The sequence below is a fragment of the Flectobacillus major DSM 103 genome (assembly GCF_000427405.1).
Taxonomy (GTDB): Bacteria; Bacteroidota; Bacteroidia; order Cytophagales; family Spirosomataceae; genus Flectobacillus; species Flectobacillus major.
Genome location: NZ_KE386491.1, coordinates 371,575 through 395,664 on the forward strand (window position 1 = coordinate 371,575; position 24,090 = coordinate 395,664).

20 protein-coding genes are annotated in these 24,090 nt (G+C 37.3%); 7 read left to right on the forward strand and 13 right to left on the reverse strand.

The window, feature by feature from the left end; genetic code table 11:
- Window positions 1–335 precede the first annotated feature (335 nt).
- Window positions 336–1,997 carry an AMP-binding protein gene (locus tag FLEMA_RS0103495; RefSeq protein WP_026994262.1) on the forward strand — a complete coding sequence of 554 codons (1,662 nt, stop codon included), beginning with the start codon at window positions 336–338 and terminating at the stop codon, window positions 1,995–1,997.
- A gap of 166 nt (window positions 1,998–2,163) precedes the next feature.
- On the opposite strand, the gene FLEMA_RS0103500 is transcribed toward FLEMA_RS0103495, so the two are convergent.
- The gene (locus FLEMA_RS0103500) at window positions 2,164–3,504 is read right to left on the reverse strand and encodes an MFS transporter (protein ID WP_026994263.1); all 1,341 of its coding nucleotides are present in this window, start codon (window positions 3,502–3,504) and stop codon (window positions 2,164–2,166) included.
- 228 nt (window positions 3,505–3,732) lie between these two features.
- Here FLEMA_RS0103500 and FLEMA_RS0103505 point away from each other — a divergent pair, with 228 nt between their 5' ends.
- Window positions 3,733–5,115: a BamA/TamA family outer membrane protein gene (locus tag FLEMA_RS0103505; RefSeq protein WP_026994264.1), complete on the forward strand. Its 1,383-nt coding sequence runs from the start codon at window positions 3,733–3,735 to the stop codon at window positions 5,113–5,115.
- A gap of 178 nt (window positions 5,116–5,293) precedes the next feature.
- On the opposite strand, the gene FLEMA_RS67375 is transcribed toward FLEMA_RS0103505, so the two are convergent.
- Together FLEMA_RS67375 and FLEMA_RS0103515 are read right to left on the reverse strand one after the other, a co-directional pair.
- The gene (locus tag FLEMA_RS67375) at window positions 5,294–5,761 is read right to left on the reverse strand and encodes a LytR/AlgR family response regulator transcription factor (protein WP_052353936.1); all 468 of its coding nucleotides are present in this window, start codon (window positions 5,759–5,761) and stop codon (window positions 5,294–5,296) included.
- Between the two features lie 271 nt (window positions 5,762–6,032).
- Window positions 6,033–6,683 carry a response regulator gene (locus FLEMA_RS0103515; protein WP_026994265.1) on the reverse strand — a complete coding sequence of 217 codons (651 nt, stop codon included), beginning with the start codon at window positions 6,681–6,683 and terminating at the stop codon, window positions 6,033–6,035.
- A 394-nt stretch (window positions 6,684–7,077) separates the two neighbouring features.
- Here FLEMA_RS0103515 and FLEMA_RS0103520 point away from each other — a divergent pair, with 394 nt between their 5' ends.
- Entirely contained in the window at window positions 7,078–7,611 is a 534-nt protein-coding gene (locus FLEMA_RS0103520; RefSeq protein ID WP_044170734.1) for a hypothetical protein, read from the forward strand.
- 80 nt (window positions 7,612–7,691) lie between these two features.
- On the opposite strand, the gene FLEMA_RS0103525 is transcribed toward FLEMA_RS0103520, so the two are convergent.
- The gene (locus FLEMA_RS0103525) at window positions 7,692–8,756 is read right to left on the reverse strand and encodes a branched-chain amino acid aminotransferase (RefSeq protein ID WP_026994267.1); all 1,065 of its coding nucleotides are present in this window, start codon (window positions 8,754–8,756) and stop codon (window positions 7,692–7,694) included.
- Window positions 8,757–8,791: 35 nt separating this feature from the next.
- Window positions 8,792–9,340, reverse strand: a complete 549-nt coding sequence (locus FLEMA_RS0103530; protein WP_026994268.1) for a cob(I)yrinic acid a,c-diamide adenosyltransferase — start codon at window positions 9,338–9,340, stop codon at window positions 8,792–8,794.
- Between the two features lie 448 nt (window positions 9,341–9,788).
- On the opposite strand from FLEMA_RS0103530, the gene FLEMA_RS75875 reads away from it, so the two are divergent.
- Both FLEMA_RS75875 and FLEMA_RS0103540 read left to right on the forward strand, forming a co-directional pair.
- Window positions 9,789–10,295, forward strand: a complete 507-nt coding sequence (locus FLEMA_RS75875) for a hypothetical protein (protein ID WP_026994269.1) — start codon at window positions 9,789–9,791, stop codon at window positions 10,293–10,295.
- A gap of 6 nt (window positions 10,296–10,301) precedes the next feature.
- The gene (locus tag FLEMA_RS0103540; protein WP_026994270.1) at window positions 10,302–11,540 is read left to right on the forward strand and encodes an S-adenosylmethionine:tRNA ribosyltransferase-isomerase; all 1,239 of its coding nucleotides are present in this window, start codon (window positions 10,302–10,304) and stop codon (window positions 11,538–11,540) included.
- A gap of 61 nt (window positions 11,541–11,601) precedes the next feature.
- Here the strand turns inward: FLEMA_RS0103540 and FLEMA_RS0103545 are convergent, their stop codons facing one another.
- Window positions 11,602–12,789, reverse strand: a complete 1,188-nt coding sequence (locus FLEMA_RS0103545; RefSeq protein WP_026994271.1) for an acetyltransferase domain-containing protein — start codon at window positions 12,787–12,789, stop codon at window positions 11,602–11,604.
- 146 nt (window positions 12,790–12,935) lie between these two features.
- Between FLEMA_RS0103545 and FLEMA_RS0103550 the strand changes: the two genes are divergently transcribed.
- On the forward strand, window positions 12,936–13,379 hold the full coding sequence (locus FLEMA_RS0103550; protein ID WP_044174271.1) for an Lrp/AsnC family transcriptional regulator: 444 nt from the start codon (window positions 12,936–12,938) through the stop codon (window positions 13,377–13,379).
- A gap of 85 nt (window positions 13,380–13,464) precedes the next feature.
- On the opposite strand, the gene FLEMA_RS0103555 is transcribed toward FLEMA_RS0103550, so the two are convergent.
- The 4 genes from FLEMA_RS0103555 to FLEMA_RS0103575 form a co-directional block, all read right to left on the reverse strand.
- Window positions 13,465–14,739, reverse strand: a complete 1,275-nt coding sequence (locus tag FLEMA_RS0103555) for a replication-associated recombination protein A (RefSeq protein ID WP_026994273.1) — start codon at window positions 14,737–14,739, stop codon at window positions 13,465–13,467.
- A gap of 113 nt (window positions 14,740–14,852) precedes the next feature.
- Window positions 14,853–15,977, reverse strand: a complete 1,125-nt coding sequence (gene dnaN, locus FLEMA_RS0103560) for a DNA polymerase III subunit beta (RefSeq protein ID WP_026994274.1) — start codon at window positions 15,975–15,977, stop codon at window positions 14,853–14,855.
- A gap of 166 nt (window positions 15,978–16,143) precedes the next feature.
- Window positions 16,144–17,805, reverse strand: coding sequence for a gliding motility-associated ABC transporter substrate-binding protein GldG (gene gldG / locus FLEMA_RS0103570; RefSeq protein WP_026994275.1), 1,662 nt, complete (start codon window positions 17,803–17,805; stop codon window positions 16,144–16,146).
- Between the two features lie 105 nt (window positions 17,806–17,910).
- The gene (locus FLEMA_RS0103575) at window positions 17,911–20,025 is read right to left on the reverse strand and encodes a peptidylprolyl isomerase (protein WP_026994276.1); all 2,115 of its coding nucleotides are present in this window, start codon (window positions 20,023–20,025) and stop codon (window positions 17,911–17,913) included.
- 555 nt (window positions 20,026–20,580) lie between these two features.
- On the opposite strand from FLEMA_RS0103575, the gene FLEMA_RS0103580 reads away from it, so the two are divergent.
- Window positions 20,581–20,814, forward strand: a complete 234-nt coding sequence (locus tag FLEMA_RS0103580) for a hypothetical protein (protein ID WP_144080033.1) — start codon at window positions 20,581–20,583, stop codon at window positions 20,812–20,814.
- Window positions 20,815–20,989: 175 nt separating this feature from the next.
- On the opposite strand, the gene FLEMA_RS0103585 is transcribed toward FLEMA_RS0103580, so the two are convergent.
- Genes FLEMA_RS0103585 through argC form a run of 3 tightly spaced genes read right to left on the reverse strand, consistent with a single transcriptional unit; the run spans window position 20,990 to window position 24,015 of the window.
- Complete coding sequence (locus FLEMA_RS0103585; RefSeq protein WP_026994278.1) at window positions 20,990–22,117, reverse strand: aspartate aminotransferase family protein; 1,128 nt, start codon at window positions 22,115–22,117, stop codon at window positions 20,990–20,992.
- Between the two features lie 37 nt (window positions 22,118–22,154).
- Window positions 22,155–23,006 carry a hypothetical protein gene (locus FLEMA_RS0103590; protein WP_044170737.1) on the reverse strand — a complete coding sequence of 284 codons (852 nt, stop codon included), beginning with the start codon at window positions 23,004–23,006 and terminating at the stop codon, window positions 22,155–22,157.
- 49 nt (window positions 23,007–23,055) lie between these two features.
- Window positions 23,056–24,015, reverse strand: coding sequence for an N-acetyl-gamma-glutamyl-phosphate reductase (argC, locus tag FLEMA_RS0103595; RefSeq protein ID WP_026994280.1), 960 nt, complete (start codon window positions 24,013–24,015; stop codon window positions 23,056–23,058).
- Between the last annotated feature and the right edge of the window lie 75 nt (window positions 24,016–24,090).

The following is a 24,090-nucleotide window of genomic DNA, read 5'->3' on the forward strand; positions in this document are numbered from 1 at the left end:
GGTTCGATTGTTGAGAATGAGTAATTACATATTGTTTTTTTTTTTGTTTAATAATTGGAAGTTAATGAATATTTTTTGATTTAACTAATAGATAATCAGTATGGTTTTGGGTTTGTTGTAAGTGGGGTAAATGAATACTGGAGTAGTTCTTATTAGATAAATATGGTGCTTAAGCCGATTGCTAGTTGTGCTATCTTCTTTTTGTTTTTATCCAATATCTCTTAGCTTATTCAAATGGTCTAGTAATCAGTAAATTATTCAAATAAATATAATTAAAATCTATTTTTATATTTATCTTGTTTGAAAAAAACTACTGACTCGATACTATTTTTGCTATGTCCAGACCATTCGGAACTCTTGTTGAGAACTTTTACTATTGGGAAGCCCAAACCCCTAATAATGTTTTTCTTAAACAACCTCAAGGTTCTACCTTTCGAGATTTTACTTTTGCCGAATCAGGAAAGCAGGCTCGCAAAATAGCCAGTGCTATTTTGGCCATGAATTTACCGCCCAATAGCCATATTGGTATTGTATCTAAAAACTGTGCCCATTGGATTCTTGCCGATTTGGCAATTGCTATGGCTGGGCATATTTCAGTACCATTTTACCCAACCCTAACAGCCGAACAACTTCATCAAGTATTGGTTCATGCCAATTGTAAGGTTCTATTTGTCGGAAAACTCGATACTTGGGATGCCATGAAAGAGGGTGTGCCTGCTGGAATAAAGTGTATAGCCTTTCCAACGTATTATGAGGGTTCACCTGCTATATTCGAGAACTGGGATGCTCTGTTAGATAAGTTTCAGACATTATCTATCAACGTTTCACCCAAATACGATGCCATTTGTACCGTTGTCTATACCTCTGGTACTACAGGTGTACCCAAAGGTGTTATGCTTACTCATGGAGCATTTGTTGAAGCACTTAATCATACCAAAGAGGTAGGTTTATTAGAGATGTCGAATACCCGTTTTTTTTCGTACTTGCCGCTATGTCATATTGCCGAGCGGAATATCGTAGAAGCAGCAGGTATTGCTACAGGAGGTACGATTTATTTTGCTGAAAATATAGATTCTTTTCAAAAAAATCTTGAAGCGGCACAGCCTACACATTTTCTGGCTGTTCCACGTATCTGGACAAAATTTCAGTTGGGGATTCTCTCAAAAATACCACAAAAGAGACTCACCCTTTTGCTGAAACTACCCCTACTCAATACCTTGATTAAGCGAAAAATTAAGCAAGGATTGGGACTAGCAAAAGCAAAAATTATTTTGACAGGAGCAGCTCCAATGCCTACAAGTCTTTTACAATGGTTTCAGCAGCTCGACATTACGATTCAGGAGGCTTATGGTATGACCGAAAATATGGGGCTAACTTCTTTGATGCCACTCAACGCTGTTAAGTCGGGTACTGTAGGCAAACCTCATAAAGGTGTGCATATACGCATTAACCCCAATACCCAAGAAATCCAAATGCAATCGCCTTGGAATACACTTGGTTACTATAAAGAACCTGTTCTTACCGAAGAACTATTCCATGAAGGCTGGCTTTGTACAGGCGATATGGGTACTATTGATGAAGATGGATACCTGAAAATTATTGGTCGAGTAAAGGATATGTTCAAATCATCAAAAGGCGAGTATATTGTACCTACACCTATCGAAAGCCTATTGGCTGTAAATCCTATTATTGAGCAAGTGTGTGTGGTTGGCTCGGGCTTGCCACAGCCGATTGCCCTTGTTGTTTTGTCAGAATTTGGACATAATATCTCCAGAGAAGTACTTATTGATACCTTTTCTACTATACTAGAGCGGATAAACCCTCATTTTAACAACTATGAGCATTTGCAAAAAATGGTTATTGTAAAACAAAATTGGAGTGTTGAAAATGGAATACTAACCCCTACGCTAAAAGTAAAGCGGAATGTAATTGAAGCTGCTTATAAAGACCGAATCTTTAGATGGTACAATATCTCGGAAAAAGTGGTTTTTGAATAAATATTACTAAGCTATTGGAAAAGGTATTTTTGAAATGAAAATATCATTCTATTTCAAAAATACCTTTCGTTATATTTAATAAGAATACACTGTAAGTATGAGCTTTGGCTTTAACAGTATCAGAGTAGTCAATTAATTATTTAATCTCAAAACTCAGCACTTTTGTTTAATGCCCACCGCCAAAACTAACAGGTTTGTCGGCATCTCCTTCAGTTTTTACAATTTTGACAAATGTTACAGCAATAGCGGCAAAAAACATACAAATACCACCCATTCTTAGTACATTGGCAGGATTACCCCCCAACAGACTATCGTATGTCAACCAGGTGAATATAATCTGAATCATCATCGGAATCACGATAAACATATTGAAAATACCCATATAAACCCCCGTGCGTTCTGGCGGAATACTCCCCGCAAGCATCTCATAAGGCATCGACATAATACTAGCCCATGCAATACCAAAACCAACCATCGGAGCATATAAAAATTCTCGATTATGAATCTGTGGAATTGTCAACATAGCAATACCCGCTAGAATCAAACATACAAAGTGTACCCACTTGGCCCCAAATTTTTTGGCAAACCAAACCAATATAAATGCTGAAGAAAAAGTGACAATATTATAAAAACCATTGATTTGACTTGTAATTAAGTCGGCCTGACGAAATTCGCTTGAAAGAGGGTCTTTTGTTCCAAAAATAGATTGAGAGATGGTTTTAGTAACATATTGCCAATAACAAAACATAGCAAACCACTGGAAAAGCTTCATAACAGCTAGTTGACGCATCGTTTGAGGCATTTCTTTGAAGGCATCTATAATTTCTAGTAAATTAGCCCATGCACCTCCCTTACTGGCTTTGATTTTATCAATTTCTTCCTGCGATAGTGGATATTCGGGGGTTGTCATAACGGAATATCCAATGGTGGCAATAGAGGCTACTGCACCGACCAAAAATGCTGCTACCGTTCGGTACGGAATACCAGAGGGCATTTGTCCCGAAATACCTGTCCACTCAAAAATCGTGGGAGTAAAGTTGGCTAAAGTAATGCCTAGTCCACAAAAAAAACTTTGCATCAAAAAACCCAAAGATAGCTGAGGAGCTGGAAGCTTATCAGAAATAAAGGCTCGATAAGGTTCCATAGCAATATTATTACCAGCATCCAGAATCCATAACAAGCCTGCGGCCATCCATAAGGCACTACTAAAAGGCATAAACAACAAACATAAACTACACAGAAGTGCCCCAACCAAGAAATAGGGTTTTCTTCTGCCAAAACGCCCATACGTTTTGTCGCTCATAGCCCCAATAATTGGCTGAATAATCAAACCAGTAATAGGCCCCGCAAGCCAAAGTAAGGGTAAAGAAGACTCTTCGGCACCAAGATAAGAGTAAATAGGACTCATATTAGTTTGTTGTAATCCAAAACTATATTGAATCCCAAAAAATCCGAAATTCATATTCCAGATTTGCCAGAAAGATAAACGAGGTTTTATAAATGTCATAAAAATGGTTAATTAAAAAATGGTAAAACCATAGCATCTTGAATTATGCCTTAGTTTTACAACAATATTAATCAATAAATTAGCTTTTATAAAGATTTTCTTAGACTTTTCATTCAAAAAAAACTCCTCTTTTTCCCCTTTAATATGATAGCATTATATATTCTATAAATTCCAGTGAAAAATCTGGGGCAATTGCTTAGCTATGCACATATTTGTTTATTTTTGAAAATGCTACTTCTTAGTTTATTCTGTTCATTATGGGGCTTCTGCCCAAAAACTCTTCCAATCGACTCGTTTGTGGTGGTTCAGGAAATTGTGTTGGAAGGCAATAAAAAAACCAAAGACTATATTATTACTCGGGAATTAGATTTTGCCGTTGGTGATACGCTTTATCTTCATCAGCTCGATAAACGCTTGGAGTTTAATCGACGTAAAATCATGAATACCAGTTTATTTCATTATGCCTCATTGACAAGCGAGGTAGATACTAGCCCCAAAGTTACCATTCGTATTAAACTAGAAGAGCAATGGTATATTTTAGGGTATCCAGATATTCAGATTGCAGATAGAAATTATAATGAATGGTGGAGTAGGGGCCGCCGATTAGATAGGCTGATTTTTGGAGCACATATTATTCATAGTAACTTTAGAGGTCGTGCCGAAAAACTGTTGATGAACTTAGAAGTTGGGTTTGCTCAAAAAATAGAGCTTTTTTATAGAATTCCTTATATCGATAAAGCCCAAAAAACAGGTATAGGATTTGGAGTGTCTTTTTCTACCAACAAAAATGTAGCATTTTCAACCTTACGAGATACGCTTGCCTTTATCAAATCGGACGATGTTTTACGCAGGAGATTTTATGCTGTCGCTTCCCTAAAAAAGCGTTATCATTTTTATGATAATCATACTGTCGAGCTACGTTACAATAACAACTGGATTGCCGATACTATTAGAATACGAAATGAAAATTATTTTTTGAAAAATAAAAATACTCAACACTACTTCCAGCTTAGCTATTATTTCAACTATGATTTTAGAGACAATGTCGTGTACCCGCTCAGGGGGTATCGTTATGAGCTATATATCAACAAACTCGGTATTTTGCCCAGCGACGACCTTAATCAGCTAGATATTGTTGCCGATTATTATCGTTTTTGGCCTATTAATAAACGCTTTTTTCTTAGCTTTAATGCTGAGGGCAAAATATCGTTTCCACAAAAACAGCCTTTTTTCAATACGCGTGGTTTGGGTTATGGTGTTGATTTAGTGAGGGGCTATGAACTATTTGCCATAGATGGGCAAAAATATATATATGGAAAAAATAACCTTCGTTATTTACTTTTCGATAAAAAATTTCACTTCAAATTTATTCGGTCAAAGCAGTTTAATACAGTTCCTGTACAGCTTTACCCCAATATATTCTTCGATGCGGGTTATGTTGCCAACCAATATGCTGCTGTCAATCAAAGTAGATTTGCCAATACACTTTTGTATGGTTATGGTATAGGAATAGATTTGGTTTCGTACTATAATATGGTAGTGAAGTTACATTATGCCATAAATCGTCAAAATAATTCAGGATTTATTTTCAATATTACCCGTGAGTTTTGAATGAAACCCATATAAAAGACAAAAGGAGACGTTAAAAACATCTCCCTGTGCAAATTAATAGTTCTACACCTATTATCTTAAATATTTTTATAAGGTATTGTATTTTAAAAACATAGGGCGACAAGGGTCGCCCTTGTTTCCTAAATACCTAACCACTAATTTCTTTGTTTAAAATTACTTATTGTCCTAAGTACTGGCGTTTCTTTTCTAAAAACTCCTTTTTCTTACGACGAGACACCGAAATCTTCGCTCCATCCTTCAATTGTACGTACATATCTTCCTTAACATCAAAGTGAACTAAATAATTCAAATTAATTGCAAAAGACTTATGTACCCTCACAAACATTTCGGCATCTAATTTACTCAAAAAATCTTTCATTGTACGCGAAACTAGCAAGTTTTTTCCATTACTGAAGTAAAACTTTGTATAATTGCTAGTAGCTTCGAGGTAAGTGATGTCTTTCCAAGCAACAGAAATGTTTTTTTTGCAACAAACAGGCAATGAGATGTAACCCTCTTTTGGGGTTTTTCGGGCATAAACGTCCGGCTTCGGCAAGCGAAGTGGCTCTAGAGAAAATACATTGTAGTCACCGTTAAGCGGAGTAACGGTAATAGCAGATAAATTAGAAAGTCTTGATGTTACCATGATAGTTTTTTAAAGTTTCGTTCGGATATAAATTTTATACTAATGCATGGTTAGGTTGCTGATACAAATTTGAGGCTTTTTTTTGACCCTGTCAATCACATCATGATGTGATTTATATGACCAAAAGTCCTATTTTCATGCTTAATTTCTTTATTCTCGACCCGAAAGGTCAACTATTTATCATGTTTTAATGATGTGGCGACTATCAAAAAAGGGAATCTAAATACTATTTTTTGTAAAAAGAACTCTAGTACCTAATAACTATAATTTATTACACAATATTTTCATGAATAGCCTTGGCAACAGCTTCGGTTTGGGAATGCACATGTAGCTTATCATAAATCTTTTTGATATGCGAACGTACAGTATCCATGGTAATGCCACATTTATCGGCGATCATTTTGTAACTATTACCTTTTACAAGCAAATTCAAAATTTCGGTTTCTCGTTCTGTTAGTTTATACGACACATTTTCGGCTACCCTAGGTTGTTGTTGGGGCAACATCTGTAATACTTTTCGGGCAATACTCGATGTCATGGGTGCTCCGCCGTGATGGGCATCATAAATGGCCTCCAGTAATTTGGTTGGAGGAGTTCTTTTTAGCAAATATCCTACCGCACCAGAGCAAATAGCGTCAAAAATATGTTCATTGTCGTCAAAAACAGTAAACATTAGTACATTTACATTTGGTGCCATTTTTTTTATAGCCCTTAATCCTTTCAAGCCATTGGCTACAGGCATATCAATATCCATTAGCACAACATCGGGTTTAAATTCCCTCATTTGGGCTTCTACATTTTCACAATTGATGAAAGCTCCCGCCAACTCAAATCCTACCGACCCTTTCAGTAAGACAGAAAGGCTTTCTCTTAAATCAGGATTGTCTTCATAAACTACTATTTTAATGGGAGAAGAAGTCATAATTTTTATTGGTTCTTTTTTAGAATATAAATATTAAGTAGAAAGAGAAATTTATTCTTAATGAATAAAACTAATGACAAGCGTGATAAATATACAAAAACAAATAATACAGAGTTGCTAAACCTTCAAAAAAAAAAGAAATACCACATGATCATGTGATGCTTTGCTATTGTTAATTGATGATGCAACTTCGTAATAGAGAAGTAATTATTGGTCATTCCTAGAAATCGTGATAGGTGACTCAGAAAGTTTTTGTACTTTTGTCATATATTTCAAAATCTTTTATTACGACCCAAAGGTTTTGGTTTAATAACGATAGTTACTGTTTCCAAATATTTCAATATCAGTGAAAAAAAAACGATTTTACTTTTCTCTTTTCGTTATCCTTGGCATTATGATATCCTGCCAAGACCCTAAGCGAGAATCCGATACACAAGTCAACAACTTAACCGATACACCCCAGCAGGGTGGGCTTTCGCTAAAAAACTACACCCCTATATTCCAATCTATTCTTAAAAACGAAGATGGTATGGCTAGAGGTGTTACTATTGGCGATAAGTTTGATGCTATTCAGGAAACCACACTACCCTCAGAAACTCAACCTGACAACGGAAGAAGTTATACTGAGTATTTTGATAATACAGACCTTAACTTTGCTGATATTTTATATACAAAAGATGGCGATAATAAAGTCAGCGAAATATCGATTGATGTATATATCGAAAAACAAGTAACAGTAGATAGCCTTATTTCAGAATTTAAGTCATATTTTGAAAAAAAATATGGAAAAGGTGTGGAGCAAGAAAAAGCTACAACATGGGATTTGTCGGAAGGAAAAAATACCTTAATTCTGCAAAATGTAAGTACTCAAAAAGACCCAGGATTTAAAATAGTCTTTTCTATAAAACCAGAACGTAACCCTCAATAGGCAATTGTTGTGAATTGAAAGACTATCAATTAGATATATAAAAAAATCCCATGATTTTTTTCATGGGATTTTTTATTGAATTATACTTTATAAACCCAGCCTCTTTCGTCGGCTTTCACGCCTAAACGAATTGAGTTGATTTCATCATAAACTCTTTTCGAGAAAGCGTCAGCAGGGCGTTCTGGTAAGTCGTAATCTTGCCCTTCAAAGCCTATAGTGGCAATTGGTGCAATAACTGCGGCAGTACCTGCTCCGAAAGCTTCTTGTACTTTACCCGATTGGATACCCTCTACCAATTCTTTTACTGATAATTGGCGTTCTTCTACCTGCATACCCCAGTCACGAGCAATTTGTAATACCGATTTGCGAGTAATACCGTCCAAAATCGTGTCGCCAGTTGGTGCTGTTACCAATACGTTATCAATCACAAACATAAGGTTCATAGTACCAGCTTCTTCTACAAATTGGTGTGTAGCAGCATCTGTCCAGATGATTTGGTCATAACCTGCCTGAATAGCCAATTGAGTTGGATACAACGAACCGCCATAGTTGCCTGCATTCTTCGAGAAGCCTACGCCACCATGAGCAGCACGAATATACTGTGTTTCAACTTTTACACGCAAAGGCTTACTATAATAAGCTCCTACAGGGCAGTTGAAAATGATAAATTTATAGCTTTTTGATGGTGTTACACCTACATACTCGTCGGTTGAGAACATAAATGGACGAATATACATCGAACATCCTGGTTTGGCAGGAATCCAAGCAGCATCCAATTTCAGTAAAGCCGACAAGCCTTCCAAAAATACATCTTCAGGAATTTCTGGCATACACATACGTACAGCCGATTTGTTCAAACGAGCCCAGTTGTCGAGTGGTCTAAACACCATAATTTCACCATCCTCATTTTTGTAGGCTTTCATTCCCTCAAAAATTGCTTGTCCATAATGTAACGACATCATGGCTGGAGTATATGAAATAGGGCCATAAGGTACAATCTGTGGTGTTTGCCAAGCACCGTCTTTATAATCTACCACAAGCATGTGGTCAGCAAAAGAGCGTCCAAAAACAAGGTTGTCAAAGTCAACCGTCTCAATTCTCGATTTCTCTATCGGATGAATTTCGATTTGCACTGTATCTGTCATAGTAATATTGCGTTATGCTTTATACAAAATTGATGTTAAACTCTTGCTTTCCAAGCTACCTCTTCCACGCCCAATTCTTTTGCCATATAACGGCAAAGTATAAATAAATAATCAGATAATCGATTCAAATACCTAATAACTAAGTAATCGGTATCGCTTTCTTCAGATAAACGTACTACCATTCGTTCGGCTCGGCGGCAAACAGTACGAGCAATATGCCCAAACGAAACCGACTGATGCCCGCCCGGAAGAATGAAGAAACGCATGGCTTCTAGTTTTTCGTTCATGGTATCCATCGCTTTTTCGAGTAGCTCTATATCGCTATCGTGCAAATCAGGGATTTTTTTCTTGGTTTGTTCTGGTTCTGAAGCCAAAATAGACCCTATCGTAAATAATCGGTCTTGAATTTCTTTAAGAAGTTCTTTTTTGTTTTGATTTACAACTTGATCTCCCAACAAACCAATATATGAGTTAAGCTCGTCGATAGTTCCATAGGCTTCTATTCTCAGTTCTGATTTCAAAATACGTGTACCTCCTACCAGCGATGTACTTCCTTTATCTCCTGTTTTTGTATAAATCTTCATCTGATAATAAGCTATTTATGAATCGTATTAGCACCCTCCATTAAGTATTCGTAATATGTTTTTTGTGTTGCAGATAGGCTCGCCAATAGTATATTTACTTGATATTGCAAAGCTATATTTTTTTTGAGGATTTTTGCTTATAAAAATCTAAAAAATAATTGTTATAACAACAAATTTTTATTCTGCTTGCTATTTAATCTTGCCAATGAGACAAAATCCCCTTTTATTACTGCGAAAAAATACTTTTTCTTAGACAAAACCTCAGTAGCTTGGCACATCCCTAATTTTTATATCCGAATTAGTTCTTCTCAAAATTAGAAATCCTGACCTTTCTGAAGTAATTTTGCGGTCTGAAAAGGAGGATTAGTCAATGGTCTGGTGTCATTGGTTCAAAAAACATAAAACTGACTAACCTACCCACAACCAAGGAAGCAAGACCGATGTAACAATGAGTATAGAATTATTTTTTTCGAGAACATGGCGATATGCCTCATTATTGGCTTTTGCTGTTATTTTATTGTTTACTTATCGTGGTTTACCAGATTTTACGGCCGTACATTTTGGCGAAACTGGTCGAGGAGATGGATTTTTACCTAAAGACCAAATTTTTTATTTATTTCTGGGTATTAGCTTAGTTGTAAATATTTTACCGATTGCTTTGGCCAAAAATATTGAAAAAATTCCTGATGTATCTTTTTCGTGGATTCCCAACAAAAAATGGTTGAACTACCGCAATCAACTCAATGCAGCCATTATGAACTGGCTTAATTTGCTTCCTGGGGCTATTAATACATTCTTGATTTTGGTACTAAGAGCCATTTTGACATTGAACGACGAGCGTAGCTTTAGTACTGATTATTCTTATTTGCCAGTTGTTGGGCTTGCACTTCTGATTGGTTGGCTATTTTATTTACCTATCAAAATTTTATATACCAACCCCGTTTCAGCAGATTAGCATACAATGGATTACACATCAATCAATCAAATCAAACTTGCAGATTTTACTTACGATTTGCCCGATGAGCGAATTGCTAAGTTTCCCCTTAGCCAAAGGGATCAATCTAAGTTACAGGTTTATCAAAAGGGGAAAATTACACATACGCAGTTTTATCATATTGCCGATTTTTTGCCAGAAAATAGCTTTTTGGTTTTCAACAATACCAAGGTGATTCCCGCAAGAATTCATTTTCAAAAAGCCACAGGAGCTACTATTCAGATATTTTTGTTACACCCTGTTGCTCCAACGCCAGTGATTAATTTGGCTATGGAAGTAAGCACACAGTGTGTTTGGGAATGTATGATTGGGAATAGAAAACGCTGGAAAAAAGGCGATATTTTGACCCAAACCATACAAGTAAACCAACAAGCTGTAGCCGTATCAGCTAGCTTAGTAGATAACGAGCATGAAAATCATGTGCAATTATCGTGGCAGGCTATCAATACTAACGACGAAATACGGTTTGTAGATTTAATACAAGCTTTGGGCGAAATACCACTACCGCCGTACCTTAATAGAGATACACAAGCGTCTGATTATGAGACTTATCAGACTATTTATAGCCAGAAGAAAGGGGCTGTGGCTGCTCCTACAGCGGGGTTACATTTTACCGAAAGTGTGTTGGCTACATTGGCCGCTAAAGGTATTCAGCAGGAGTTTTTGACACTGCATGTGGGTGCAGGAACTTTTCAGCCTATCAAGGTCGAAAATATTGTAGAACACCGTATGCACAACGAACAGATTGTTTTTTCGAGAAAAAATATCGAAAATCTGTTACAAAATATCGGTCATGTTATTCCTGTGGGTACAACTTCTATGCGAGCCCTCGAAAGCTTATATTGGTATGGTGTAAAATTGATTCAAGCAAAAGAAGATATTCCATTTTTTATTGAAAAGTTATTTCCTTACCAACACGATTCTATGGAGTTGCCTACGCTTGAGGCTTCTTTACTGAGTATTTTGGACAATATGAACCAGAAAAATCTTGAGGAAATTACGGGCGAAACTGAAATTTTTATTTTCCCAAGTTATCAATTAAGAGTTTGTAAGGGTATTATCACTAATTATCACCAGCCCGAAAGTACGCTTATTTTATTGATTGCCGCTCTGATTGGTGAAGATTGGAGAAAGGTGTACCAAGAAGCCATGAACAATGACTATCGTTTTTTGAGTTACGGCGATTCATCGTTGTTATTGCCATAAAGAAATAGAGATTGCTCAAAATGGCAATCTCTATTTACATTATTAACCTTTTCTATAAAGCTTATACATAACTCAGCCACCAATAGGCCGAATGATTTCGCTTATACGCCCCGTACCATTGACATAAGGGATATAATCCTACCACTACCACAATCCATATCAAATATACTGCCCACAAGCCAAAACCGTATCCTTGTAAATGAGGTGACATGTATACCCATGTGTTTAGTACCATAGCATCTGCCCCAAAGCCTGTCATGGATGCTGCTATGGCTGCCAGTATATGAATCACATAAACATGTAGAATATAATAAAACATCGAAACTCGCCCATATACCAGTACTTTGTTCCATATTGTATGTGTTACCTTTTCTAAATAAGCCAGTGCCAAGAAGGCTGGCCCTAGCGTTAGTAATAGGTACAACAAAGAAGGTGGATACTTGCTGACATTGACAAATGAAAGAGCTGTCATAATAACCGAGCCTTGTGTTTCCCATAAACGTGTATCGCCATAAAGATTGGTAGCTCGTATGATAACAAACAAAATAATAGTTCCCAAGCCAATTTTCTTTAGGAGGGTTTGTCGTTGCTGAGCTTGGTATTGCTTGGTGTACAACTTTCCTAATACATATCCTAATGCCATTACGCCTACCCAAGGAATAATGGGATAACCTATGAAAATAATATGTTTAGGAATCCAGTCAAATATCCGTTGCTGATGCAATACCGCCCATACAAATGCTAAAAAGCTATTATCATTGATTGTGATAGTATCCAATAAATTATGCCCAAAAATCATCAATAAGGCAATGGCAAGTATCCATTTTATAGGCCAATATACCATTCTCGATAATACAATCATACTAAGCCCAATTGCTCCAATTACCTGAAAGGAAATAATTCCAAATCGGATATTAAAAAACCAGCCAATATTCAAAACTGTAAGCTCCAATACAATTAGTCCAATTCCACGTTTTAACAAATAAGTGGCTAAGGCTTCTATTCCTTTTTTTTGGCCAACCTGATAGGCCGAAGTACCTGCTAAAAGAATAAAAATTGGAGCACAATAATGCGTGATTATCCTTGTAAGAAATAAAGTAGGATAAGTTTTGGCTAAATCTGTTGGGTCAAACAGATACGCATCTGCATGAAAAAAATCACGCACATGGTCGAGCGTCATAATAATAATCACCAAACCTCTTAGTAGGTCGATAGATTCTATTCTTTTGGTTTGTGGTAAACTTTCCATAGGATTTTGCCAGAAATATGAATGCTTTATTGTATTTTTATCAAACAAAAATACAATAGCTTATTTCAAAATATACCTTAATAAAAATGGAATAATTGCTATTTTGCCTTTGATTTAATGTTTATTGGTACAAAATGCCTTTGATTATGGAATTAGATAAATTGTATTGGGATATTTTGGTATTGTTGCAAGAAAATGCCCGCTTATCCTTTGCCGAAATAGGCCGACAAGTGGGCTTATCGTCGCCTGCGGTAGCCGAGAGGGTTCAAAAACTAGAAGAAGCTGGTATTATCAAAAGATTTAGTATCGACCTCGACTGTGAAAAATTAGGATATTCTCTCAAGGCGAGTATCTTGTTCAAGGCTCATTCGGGTAAAATACAGGCATTTTTGAATTATATCAAGCAAATGCCTGAAATATACCAGTGCGACAGAATTACAGGAGAATACTGTTTAGTGATGAAATTGGTAGTAAAGCGACCTAACGACCTAGAAAATATTATTAATCAATTTTCAGAATTTGGAGATTCTACCACTTCTGTAATACTTTCAAGTCCAATTGATTCGAAAGTAATGCACCCATATCCATAAGCTGGAGAGCTTATAATCAGGAAGATAGCTCCTTTGTAAGTATTTGATTTTGTTATATTGTATTTGGGGCATTTTTACCTATAAGCTAATACTGGTATTGATCGCCCCAATCTTGTTGTAATTTCTGTCTTATTTTTTCTTCGGCCAAGTTAGGCTGAGGTTCAAAGAGTTTTTTGTTTTTTACAGCATCGGGCAAAAACTGCTGTTTAACAAAATTACCTTCGTAATCATGCGAATATTTGTAGTTTTTACCATAATCCAACGACTTCATCAATTTGGTTGGAGCATTTCGCAAGTGTAAAGGCACTGGCAAATTACCTGTTTCACGTACCAATGCTTGAGCTTCGCCAATAGCCAAATAAGCAGAGTTACTTTTGGCAGAGGTAGCCAAATAGATTACCGTTTGCGAAAGAATAATTCGGGCTTCGGGCAAACCTACCGCCCTTATCGACTGAAAGCAGGTATTGGCCATTAATAAGGCATTAGGATTAGCCAAGCCAATATCTTCGGCTGCTAGTATAATGAGTCGTCGCCCTATAAATTCAATATCTTCGCCTCCTTCTATCATTCGAGCTAACCAATATACCGCAGCATTTGGGTCTGAGCCGCGAATAGATTTTATAAAAGCCGAAATAATATCGTAGTGCTGCTCGCCATCTTTGTCGTACAAGGCTATATTTTGCTGTAGTTTTTCGACTACCATTTCATTGGTAATCGACAAGGTTTCTCCCTCTTGCTGAAAGTTGGTTACTAGCTCTAAGATATTGTATAATTTACGACCATCGCCTCCCGAAAACTGTAGAATAGCCTCATATTCTTCAAGTATAATATTCCTATTTTTTAAGAATAAATCTTTGTCCAAAGCCTGATTCAACATCAATACTAAGTCATCTTTCTCCAAAGGTTTTAATACATAAACCTGACAGCGAGAAAGTAAGGCCGATATTACTTCAAAAGAAGGATTTTCGGTAGTTGCACCAATTAGTGTAACAATCCCTTGTTCGACAGCACCAAGCAAGGAATCTTGTTGAGATTTAGAAAAACGATGAATTTCATCAATAAACAAAATAGGAGAGGGCGTATCAAAAAACTTTTGTTTTTTAGCCGATTCAATCGTTTCACGAATATCTTTTACACCAGCACTAATTGCCGAAAGTGTATGAAAAGGGCGTTTGAGGGTTTGGGCAATAATACTGGCCAAGGTAGTTTTGCCAACTCCTGGAGGTCCCCATAGAATAAAGGAAGGAATTCGCCCTGATTCAACAGCCCTGCGTAAGACGGCTTTTTCACCAACCAAATGTTGTTGTCCAACATAATCATCGAGCGTCTTTGGACGCATACGTTCTGCTAAGGGTTGCATCTGTGTTTGTTTAGGTTTTCGCAGAAATAAAACACGTAAAAACCCCGAAAATTGTCTGTTTTGACATTTTTTCGGGGTTTAATTTTGTATAAAACTATTGATAATACTGTAAACTAAGCATAGCTATTAAGCATTACTGGCATTACAAGCATCAAAATATCTTCGTTATCTTTGGTTTCGGCAGGAATAATCAAACCAGCACGGTTGGGTGCCGACATTTCAAGGGCAATCATATTTGAACTCAAATTGTTCAGCATTTCGATAAGGAACTTCGCATTGAAGCCTATTTCCATAGCATCGCCATCATAGTCGCATAGTAATCGCTCGTTGGCTTCGTTTGAGTAATCCAAGTCTTCTGCCGATATTACCAAATCATTTGGTAATAATTTCAAACGGATTTGATGAGTAGTTTTGTTAGAATAAATAGAAATACGTTTCAACGAACCTAACAACTCCTGACGATTGATTGTCAATACATTTGGATTGTTTTGTGGAATAGCATTTTCATAGTCAGGAAAACGCTCATCAATCAAACGGCAAATCATTTTGATATTATTGAAGCTAAAAAAAGCATTCGATGCACTGAAGTCGGCTGTAACAGCGGTATTATCAGAAGGCAAAGATGATTTTAATAAATTCAACGCTTTGCGAGGTATAATCATGGTTGACTCCTGCTCCGATTGAATATCGCTTCTTCTATAACGGATTAATCTATGGCCGTCGGTTGCTACAAAGTTGGTATATTGGCCTGAAAGCTGTACATACACCCCTGTCATAGCAGGGCGAAGGTCGTCGTTAGAAACTGCAAAAATAGTATTGGCAATAGCAGCACCTAATACATCTGCTGGAATTTCGACAGAAAGACTTTTAGACACCTGTGGAACACGAGGGAAATCTATCGCATTTTCACCAGAAAGCTTGTATCGTCCATTTTCAGTGATGATTTCTGTACCAAAGGTATCTGTATCAACCTTGAAAGTAATAGGTTGGTCGGGCAATCCTCGTAGGGTATCTAACAACAAACGAGCAGGAACTGCAATAGACCCCGTGTCTGTTGATTCAACTTCTAAAGTGGTAATCATGACTGTTTGCAAGTCCGATGCCGTCACTGTTAGTTGAGATTGTTCTAATTGGAATAAAAAGTTCTCTAAAATTGGCACAATAGGGTTGTTGGTAATAACGCCATTGACCGTAGAGAGCTGTTTTAAAAGGACTGATGAAGATACAACGAATTTCATTAGTGCTGGAATATTTTTGGTTTGGGAATCCTTTTGACATTAAGCGTTAGATGTATCGAGCCGAAAAGGTACTCTTTCAGGTAACGCATAATATTTGGCAACTGCCTAAAAGTGAAGTTTATTTTACTTGTGCAAAAGTACAAATAAGCCTTGAATTATACTCTATTTAAGCAAACTTTCTCTTTCGGAGGTAATTTCGTAAGATTCCCAACGCTACCACAACAACAAGCGGGAGTACCAAATTGATCGTTTGCCAATATTCTCTTTCATTCTGTAAAGCCGACTTGTCTAAAGGGCGTAAAGTTACTTCTTTATTACGGGCTGAAATAACGCCATTATCGTCGAGCAAATAATCAAGAGCATTGAGTACAAAGTCTTTGTTGGCAAAGGTATTGCCCGAATAGCGGTCAAAGCCCAGCGGAAGAGGTGTATTGTTTTTTCTATCAAAATCATTTACAGCAATATCGCCATCGGCACAAACGATAATTTTTGTGGCTTGGCCATTGCTTTTGAATGTAGAGGCTTTGGGGTCGTTGGGTAAAATTCTATTTTTGAATAATGACTCAAATTTTCCTTCTAGTAATACACTTACCATTTGTACTCCCGCTTTGTATTGCTCTGCACGTAGCTCTTTGCTCGCAACATTATAACTCATTACGGCAGGGGCATTGAGCAATTGGGTGTACTGAGAAGTAAGCAAAAGGGGTGTTTTGATAATACCATTAGCCTTTACGGTATCTAACGAGCCTGTATATTTGGTATAAATTGCGTCGAGATTTTTTACAATAGGCGATTTCCCAAAATTATTGATCAATGGAAAATACTGCCAAGGAACAAGCTGTATATTGGACTTATCACCAAAGTTGCCAATGTCCATTGGTATAGCGGCACACATTTGGGCATCTTTGATAAGGTTATGGTTGAAGCGTACCCCATATTTAAACAGCAAGTCGTCGAGGTTGAGATTGAGTGGCGTACAAACATTTCCTTCACGAGCAGCCGAATCTACCTTTACGGCATCCATAAAGAATAGAGCTTTGCCTCCATTCATAATAAACTGGTCTATCTTGTATTTATCATCTTCACTAAAAGCTATATCTGGCTTTAGGACAAACACAGCGTCGAGGCCATCGAGGGTAGGAGAGTTACGTAAATCTACAGGATATAGCTCATAGAATTTTTTTAAAGAACCAATCAAATCGAGTTGATTAACAGCTGGAAGTGTGGTATAGTTAATAAAAAAGCCTATTTTCTTTTTTTCTTGCTGGGTCAATACTTTGATAGCCGATGCTAACTGGTACTCTACCCCTTCATAAGATTGGTTGAGGATTTCTTGTGGCGATGCCATTTTGTTGCCTTTAAGCAATAGCGTAGCTACTTCTCGGTCTTTGTAAGTAATAATAGCCCCTGGCAATACCAACGACTGTACTTTGTTGCCATCCTCATTATTGAAAACATTGGTAGGTGGAATTCCCTTTTTAGCAATTTCTATGATTTTCTGGTTGCGTACCTTTTCATCTTTTATTTCGCTGTTTAGGTCAATAAAAGTATACCTAATATTGTTGCCTCCATAAATTTTAAATTCATCTAATGTTTCCTTTACCGCATTTTCTAACCGTTTGAATCCTGCAGGAATATTTTTGCCAGTAAGATACACTTTGACCGTAACTTCATCGTCGAGATTTTCGAGGAGTGATTGGGTAGCAGGAGCAATAGTATATCGGCCTTCTTGAGTGAGGTCGATTCTAAAAAAATAATAATTAGCGGCATAGTTGATACCGATAATCACCAAAATAACGAGAATAAACGGAATAATTTTGTTCTTCATACTTTCCTAAACGATGGCAAGGCTTTTTTTCTTGCAAAGCTACTAATAAAACAAGAAAAGCACCCCTTTCGAGGTGCTTTTCAGATACATTAAAGCAATAAAATCTTAATAGAATTTAGCTCTGTTGTCAACAACTTTCGCATTTTCCTTGATTGCTTCGTTGATATAGAATGAAGCTCTTTGAGAAGCCATCATTCTTGCAGTGTTTTTGTACATTGTCACATCTGCAATAGCAGGAGCAGGAGTAGCTTTTACTGTTTCCATAATAAATACTCCTTGTTCGCCTTTGAATGGTTTCGACTTTGTACCAACTTTCAAGCCAAAAGCTTTACCTAAAGCAGCAGGGTCGGCACCAGCACTAGCCAAAACACCTTGAGCCAATGTAATATCGTTGGCACTTTCTACCAATGCACCAGCACCATATTTCTGAGCGATTTGTTCTAAGCTACCCGAAATACCATCTAATTTTTTGATAATCTGTTCGGCTTTCAATTCTGCTCTTACACGTGCTGTAAGTTCGTCACGATAGTCATTTACTTTTACTTCATCTTTTGATGTCTTGCCAGTTAAAACAGCTACAATGTATTGGTTTTCATTTTGGAATACATCCGAAACTTCACCTACTTTAGTATCATCGTTGAATGCCCAACGAACAATTTCACGAGCATTTGTCATGTTGTTTACGTTAGTAGCTCCTTCTTGAATGCGGTCAGCACGCAATAACAATACTGATTTATCTTTTTTACTAGCCGCTTCAAATTCCTGAATAGTAGTGTTGTCAGCTGCAAAGTTGTCGGCCTTACGCAACACTTCATCCATAGTAGCTTGGCTTGGAGCAATTGTACGGTTTACAGCAGCCAATTTATAACGTGTATTAGATTTTGCATCTGTTACTTTGATTACGTGAAAACCAAAGTCAGTTTCAACAATACCAGGAAGAACCCCTGTTCCGTTAAAGCCAAATACGGCTTTTTCGAAAGGTTTTACCATTGAGCCATTGTTTTTGAAGAAACCTAAATCACCGCCTTGTTGAGCTGTTCCGTCCATACCATTGATACGAGCCAATGCTTCAAAATTAGCACCACCTTTGATCTGAGCCAAAACACCCTCTGCACGCTTACGAGCAGCTACTTTGGCTGAGTCGCTTTGGTTTTCTGGACGAATCAAGATATGGCTAGCACGTACTGTGTATAATGAATCTTTTTGGATTCCACCGTATTTGTAGATAGAGTAAACGTTACCATCTTTGAAAGGGCCATAAATACCACCAGCATTCATTGTTGATAACTGCCCTTTTACTGCCTCTGGAATTTCAGCAAGCGTCATGTAATAAGGTGTTTTTACATCTGAATTCATCATTGCAAACGCCGAGTCATTTTTAGCAATAGCCAATTCTTTAGCCAAACGCTTGATGTCGTTGTAGAATGATGCTGTATCTTGTTTTGAAGGAATAACAGGGAATGTAACGTACTGTAACGAACGAGTATTTTCGCCTTTGAACAAATCCTTGTGTTTAGCCAAATAGTCTTCCAATTGGCTGTCTGTTACCTTGATAGTCGAGTCGGCAATTGAATAGAATGGAACATACAAGTAGTGTACATCAACCTTAGCTGTTTGAGCATTGTATTCTTTTTGAGCCTCGATATTAGTTGTATAAGTCGACATTCTCAACAAGCTTTCATATTTAGCTCTCAAACGGTCTTGGCTCAACGATTTCTCGAAGTTAGCCCATGCTTGTTGCTGAGCAGCAGGCATTGTTTTTAAGTTTTTCAAAAACTGAATAACAAAGTTTTTCTCAAACTGACCTGTTTGTGGGTTAGTGAATTGCTGACGTACAGAAGGGTGGATATTATCGCCTTGCACCATGTCAACTAATTCGTCTGGAGATACCGATAAGCCTAGGGCTTCATATTCTTTGCCATAAGCTAAGTCCAAGATATATTGGTTCCAAACTTGTTCACGCATCATCGACAACTCTTGTTCGCTAGGGCCACGACCTGTCTGTGCTGAATAAGCTTGCGAAGCTTCTTCTACTTTTTTCTGGAAATCCTGATATTTTATAGATTCTCCTGCGATTTCTCCAACTTCGTCGCTACTCCCACCGAAGAAGCGAGAACGACCTTGGAAAATGTCGCTTCCTAATAGGAATAGAATTAAACTTACGGCAATGGCTGCCGCCGCAATTCCCGATTTTTCTCTGATTTTGGTAATTAATGCCATATTTAGTACTTTAAACGTTATGCGTTAATGGGTTGTTAAACGTTGCTCGTTAGGGCTCAATAATAGAGAACTTTGCCGATGAAACCCCAAACGAGATAGATATTCTGCACAAAAGAAACGCAAAATAATGATAATACTTTGTAATATCAAAATAGCTTCTTATCATCTTGTTGTTTAGAAGCTATGAAATGGTATTTTAATGCTTTATTTTTTGTTAATTTTGTTATTTACTTTTGAAGTACAAAAAGTTATATAAAATATATAATTGACTGATATTCAGGTTTTTGTTATTGTGGAGGTCGTGTTTGATAAGGTTTCAGGCGAATAAACCGATTTTTGTCAGAATTATGAATCTTATAGCTGAAAAATTAATATATAGCTGTTACTTCCTATCTGTTTTTCAGTCTTTTATAATAACCTAAGTGTATTCCTGTGATTTATCTGTATTTACAGAAGTTTATTAGAACTTATTTATAGAATGTTTAAAGTGGTAGAAAGGATCTTGAATCTGCTTTGATGGTGGTTGCTTGATGTTTTATGCTGCGAAGGGTACTAATGCTAAAAATTAAATATACCTTATTGGTAAGGCACTTTGATGGTAAGACTTCAAGTGATGAGGACATCGAGATAAATCGATGGCTAGATGAGAATATTACCAATTTTTTGACTTATAAACGTTTGAAAGGGGTTTGGAAGAAAGCCATTTCGCCAGTATCAGCTCAAGAAATAAAGGAAGAACAACTTGCTTGGAAAGGTATTATTCAAAAAATATTGAAAGAAGATACTTGATATATAAACATGAGTCATTCCGAATATTGAGAACAAACAAGGCGGTCGAAAAACTAATTTCGACCGCCTTGTTTGATTAATAGCACGATGATCTACCTCGTGAATCCCCATAAATACAAACAAGAGGTCTTTATTTTAAATTATTCCAAAATTCAGGATGACTCTTGTTTTGTTTTTAGGCTTTTATTACTTTTTGTAAAGCCTCAAAAAATCTATCACATTCAGTTTGTGCGAGGGCTAGGCTTGGCAACAAACGTAGTGTGTTTTTGCCTGCATATCCACAGAATATATGATGCTCAAAAAGAAGTGCGTCTCTGATTGCATCAACGGGCTGTTCAAATTCAATACCAATCATCAAACCTCGTCCTCTGAGTTCTTTGATACCGTTTATAGATTGAAGGTTGGTCATTAAGTAATCACCTATAGTAGCTGCATTTTCAATCAAGTTTTCGTTTTTCATGACATCCAAAACTGCCACAGCGGCTGCACAAGCCAAATGATTGCCGCCAAAAGTAGTACCCAACATCCCAAATTTGGCTTGAAATTTAGGAGAAATCAGTACTCCACCTATTGGGAAGCCATTACCCATACCCTTGGCTGTAGTAATGAGGTCGGGGTGAATATTGGCAAATTGGTGTGAAAAGAACTTGCCCGAACGCCCATATCCACATTGAACAGAGTCGAGGATAAGTAATGCTCCTGTTTTGTCACAAATTTCACGGGCAGCTTTCAAAAATGCTTCAGATGCTACTTGAATACCCCCAACGCCTTGAATACCTTCTACGATAACAGCACAAGTTTCGTCATTGACATTGTTTTGAAGTGCCTCAACATCGTTGAAGGGTAAAAATGTAACATGGTCTGAATAGTTTACTGGTGCTACAATTGCTTTGTTGTCGGTAACAGCTACCGCACCAGCGGTTCTGCCATGAAAAGCTTTTGTGAAAGCAACTACTTTTTTTCGTCCGTTATAGAACGATGCTGTTTTCAAGGCATTTTCGTTGGCTTCCGCTCCTGAATTACACAAGAAGAGAGCATAGTCTTCATACCCCGATAGTTTGCCTAGCTTATCGGCTAATTCCTCTTGGATAGGAATTTTCACAGAATTAGAATAGAAGCCAATATTGTTGAGCTGATGTGTTAGTTTTTCTACATAATATGGATGCGAATGACCGATAGAAATTACGGCATGGCCACCATATAAATCAAGGTATTCAACCCCGTTTTTATCCCATAAATAGCTTCCTTTAGCTTTTACGGGTTCAATATCGTATAATGGGTAAACATTAAATAGATTCATGATTGAATTATGGCTATTTCCCCGAAGGGATAACGTTCTTTTATTTATTTTTTTTGCCACCACCAATAGTGACTCCTAGTACGAAATAGTCTTCAAGATACCAGATACTTTGTTGAGCATAATCGCCGTCACGGCCTGTTGTGCGAATATCGTTTAGGCGTGCAAAGCCTCCTTTTATATCGTTACGAAGGAAAATTCGCCTCGAAATATCAAATTGAAGTCCTGCTTTTAGGGCCATACCATAGCCTGCTACATTCCAATAATTATTTTTTCCAACAGTGAAAAGGCGTACATCACTTCGGGGAACAATTGCCCCGATACTAGCACCCACCAGCCAATCAAGCCCCTGAACATCATTTTTGGCTTTCCAAATCCTATCGAAACGTTCGATGTCGACACTCGCAAAGTTAAAGCCATCTGTATGTTCAAATGTCAAAAAATCACTTGAGTTTACCTGAATAGGCTTACGGTCAAAAGTACCTACATACGCTGGGTTTACTTGAATAGCAGGGTTTGAAACTTGTGCCGAAATTGTTCCAGAAATGGTACTTTGCTGGTCGTTTACCATCACGTATTTCATGTGGTCCCAACCGATTGAAATAGCCCAGTGGTCGTTGAAGAAATAACCACCCCTAAAGTTAAATTGAGGAATCGAAAACAACGCAGGGTCGTAATATTCTTTTCCAAATGGGGTAGGTGCATCTTTGGCTACAACATCATGAAGGGTAAAGTCATAGCCTTGGCCAACAAATCGAATATCCGACTTGGCGTAAGTTGAGCGGTTGTATCCCCAATAAATAAATCCTTGTCCCTTGCGACTGTAAGGTTTTTTGGCTTGTGAAAATCCTAGGCTAGGCAATAAAATTCCTAATAGGATGATTAACTTTTTCATTATATTATGTTGTTGAGAGTAAATTAGGTTTGTAAGCTATGAAGGCTTCCTAGAAACCAACACTTTTTAGGTTTAATCCAGTTCGTTCTGGTAACCCAAAAATAAGATTCATATTTTGCACGGCTTGTCCCGATGCTCCTTTGGTAAGGTTGTCAATAATACTTGTTATCAACAAATTACCATTGTGCACTTCTAAATGAAGTAACGCTTTGTTGGTATTTACCACCTGCTTTACATCAATAGCCGAGTGGCTTACGGTAGTAAATGGATGGCCAGCATAGTAATTTTGATAAAGGGTTTTGGCTTCTTCTAATGTTCCATCAAATCGGGTATATACATTGGCCATAATACCACGAGTAAAATTGCCACGGTAAGGAATAAAATTGATGGCTTGGTCAAACCCATTTTGGAGTTCATTGACTGTCATCCCGATTTCGGTAAGATGTTGGTGCGTAAAAGCCTTATAAATAGAGATATTATTGTTTCTCCATGAAAAATGACTTGTTGCTGAAAGTGATTGTCCTGCACCCGTAGAACCCGTCACCGCCGAAATATGAATAGCATCTTGAACTAAGCCAGCGGCAGCTAAAGGCAAAAGAGCTAGTTCGATAGAGGTTGCAAAACACCCAGGGTTGGCAATATGATGAGCTGTTTTGATTTTGTCACGTTGTAGTTCTGCCAAACCATATACAAAGCCTTCCGACTGGTCACGATAATCTGTACTAAGGTCGATAATTTTTAGTGCTTTAAAAGCAGGGTTGGCTTCTAAAAATTTTTTCGACTCGCCATGGCCTGAACATAAAAACACAACATCGATATTGGTATGTAAATCGTCAGAAAAAGTTAACTCTGTATCGCCTAGCAAATCGGTATGCGTTGCATAAACAGGTTTTCCGACCTGTGATTTTGAGTTGACATAGGTTATCTCAACATTGGGGTGGTTAATCAAAATTCGTAGTAGTTCGCCTCCTGTATAGCCTGCTCCACCAATAATACCTACTTTAATCATGGTTATAAAAATTAAATGCTGCGATAATTTTCCTTGCATAGCTAACGCCAAACAGAGGATTTACCGCAGCATATT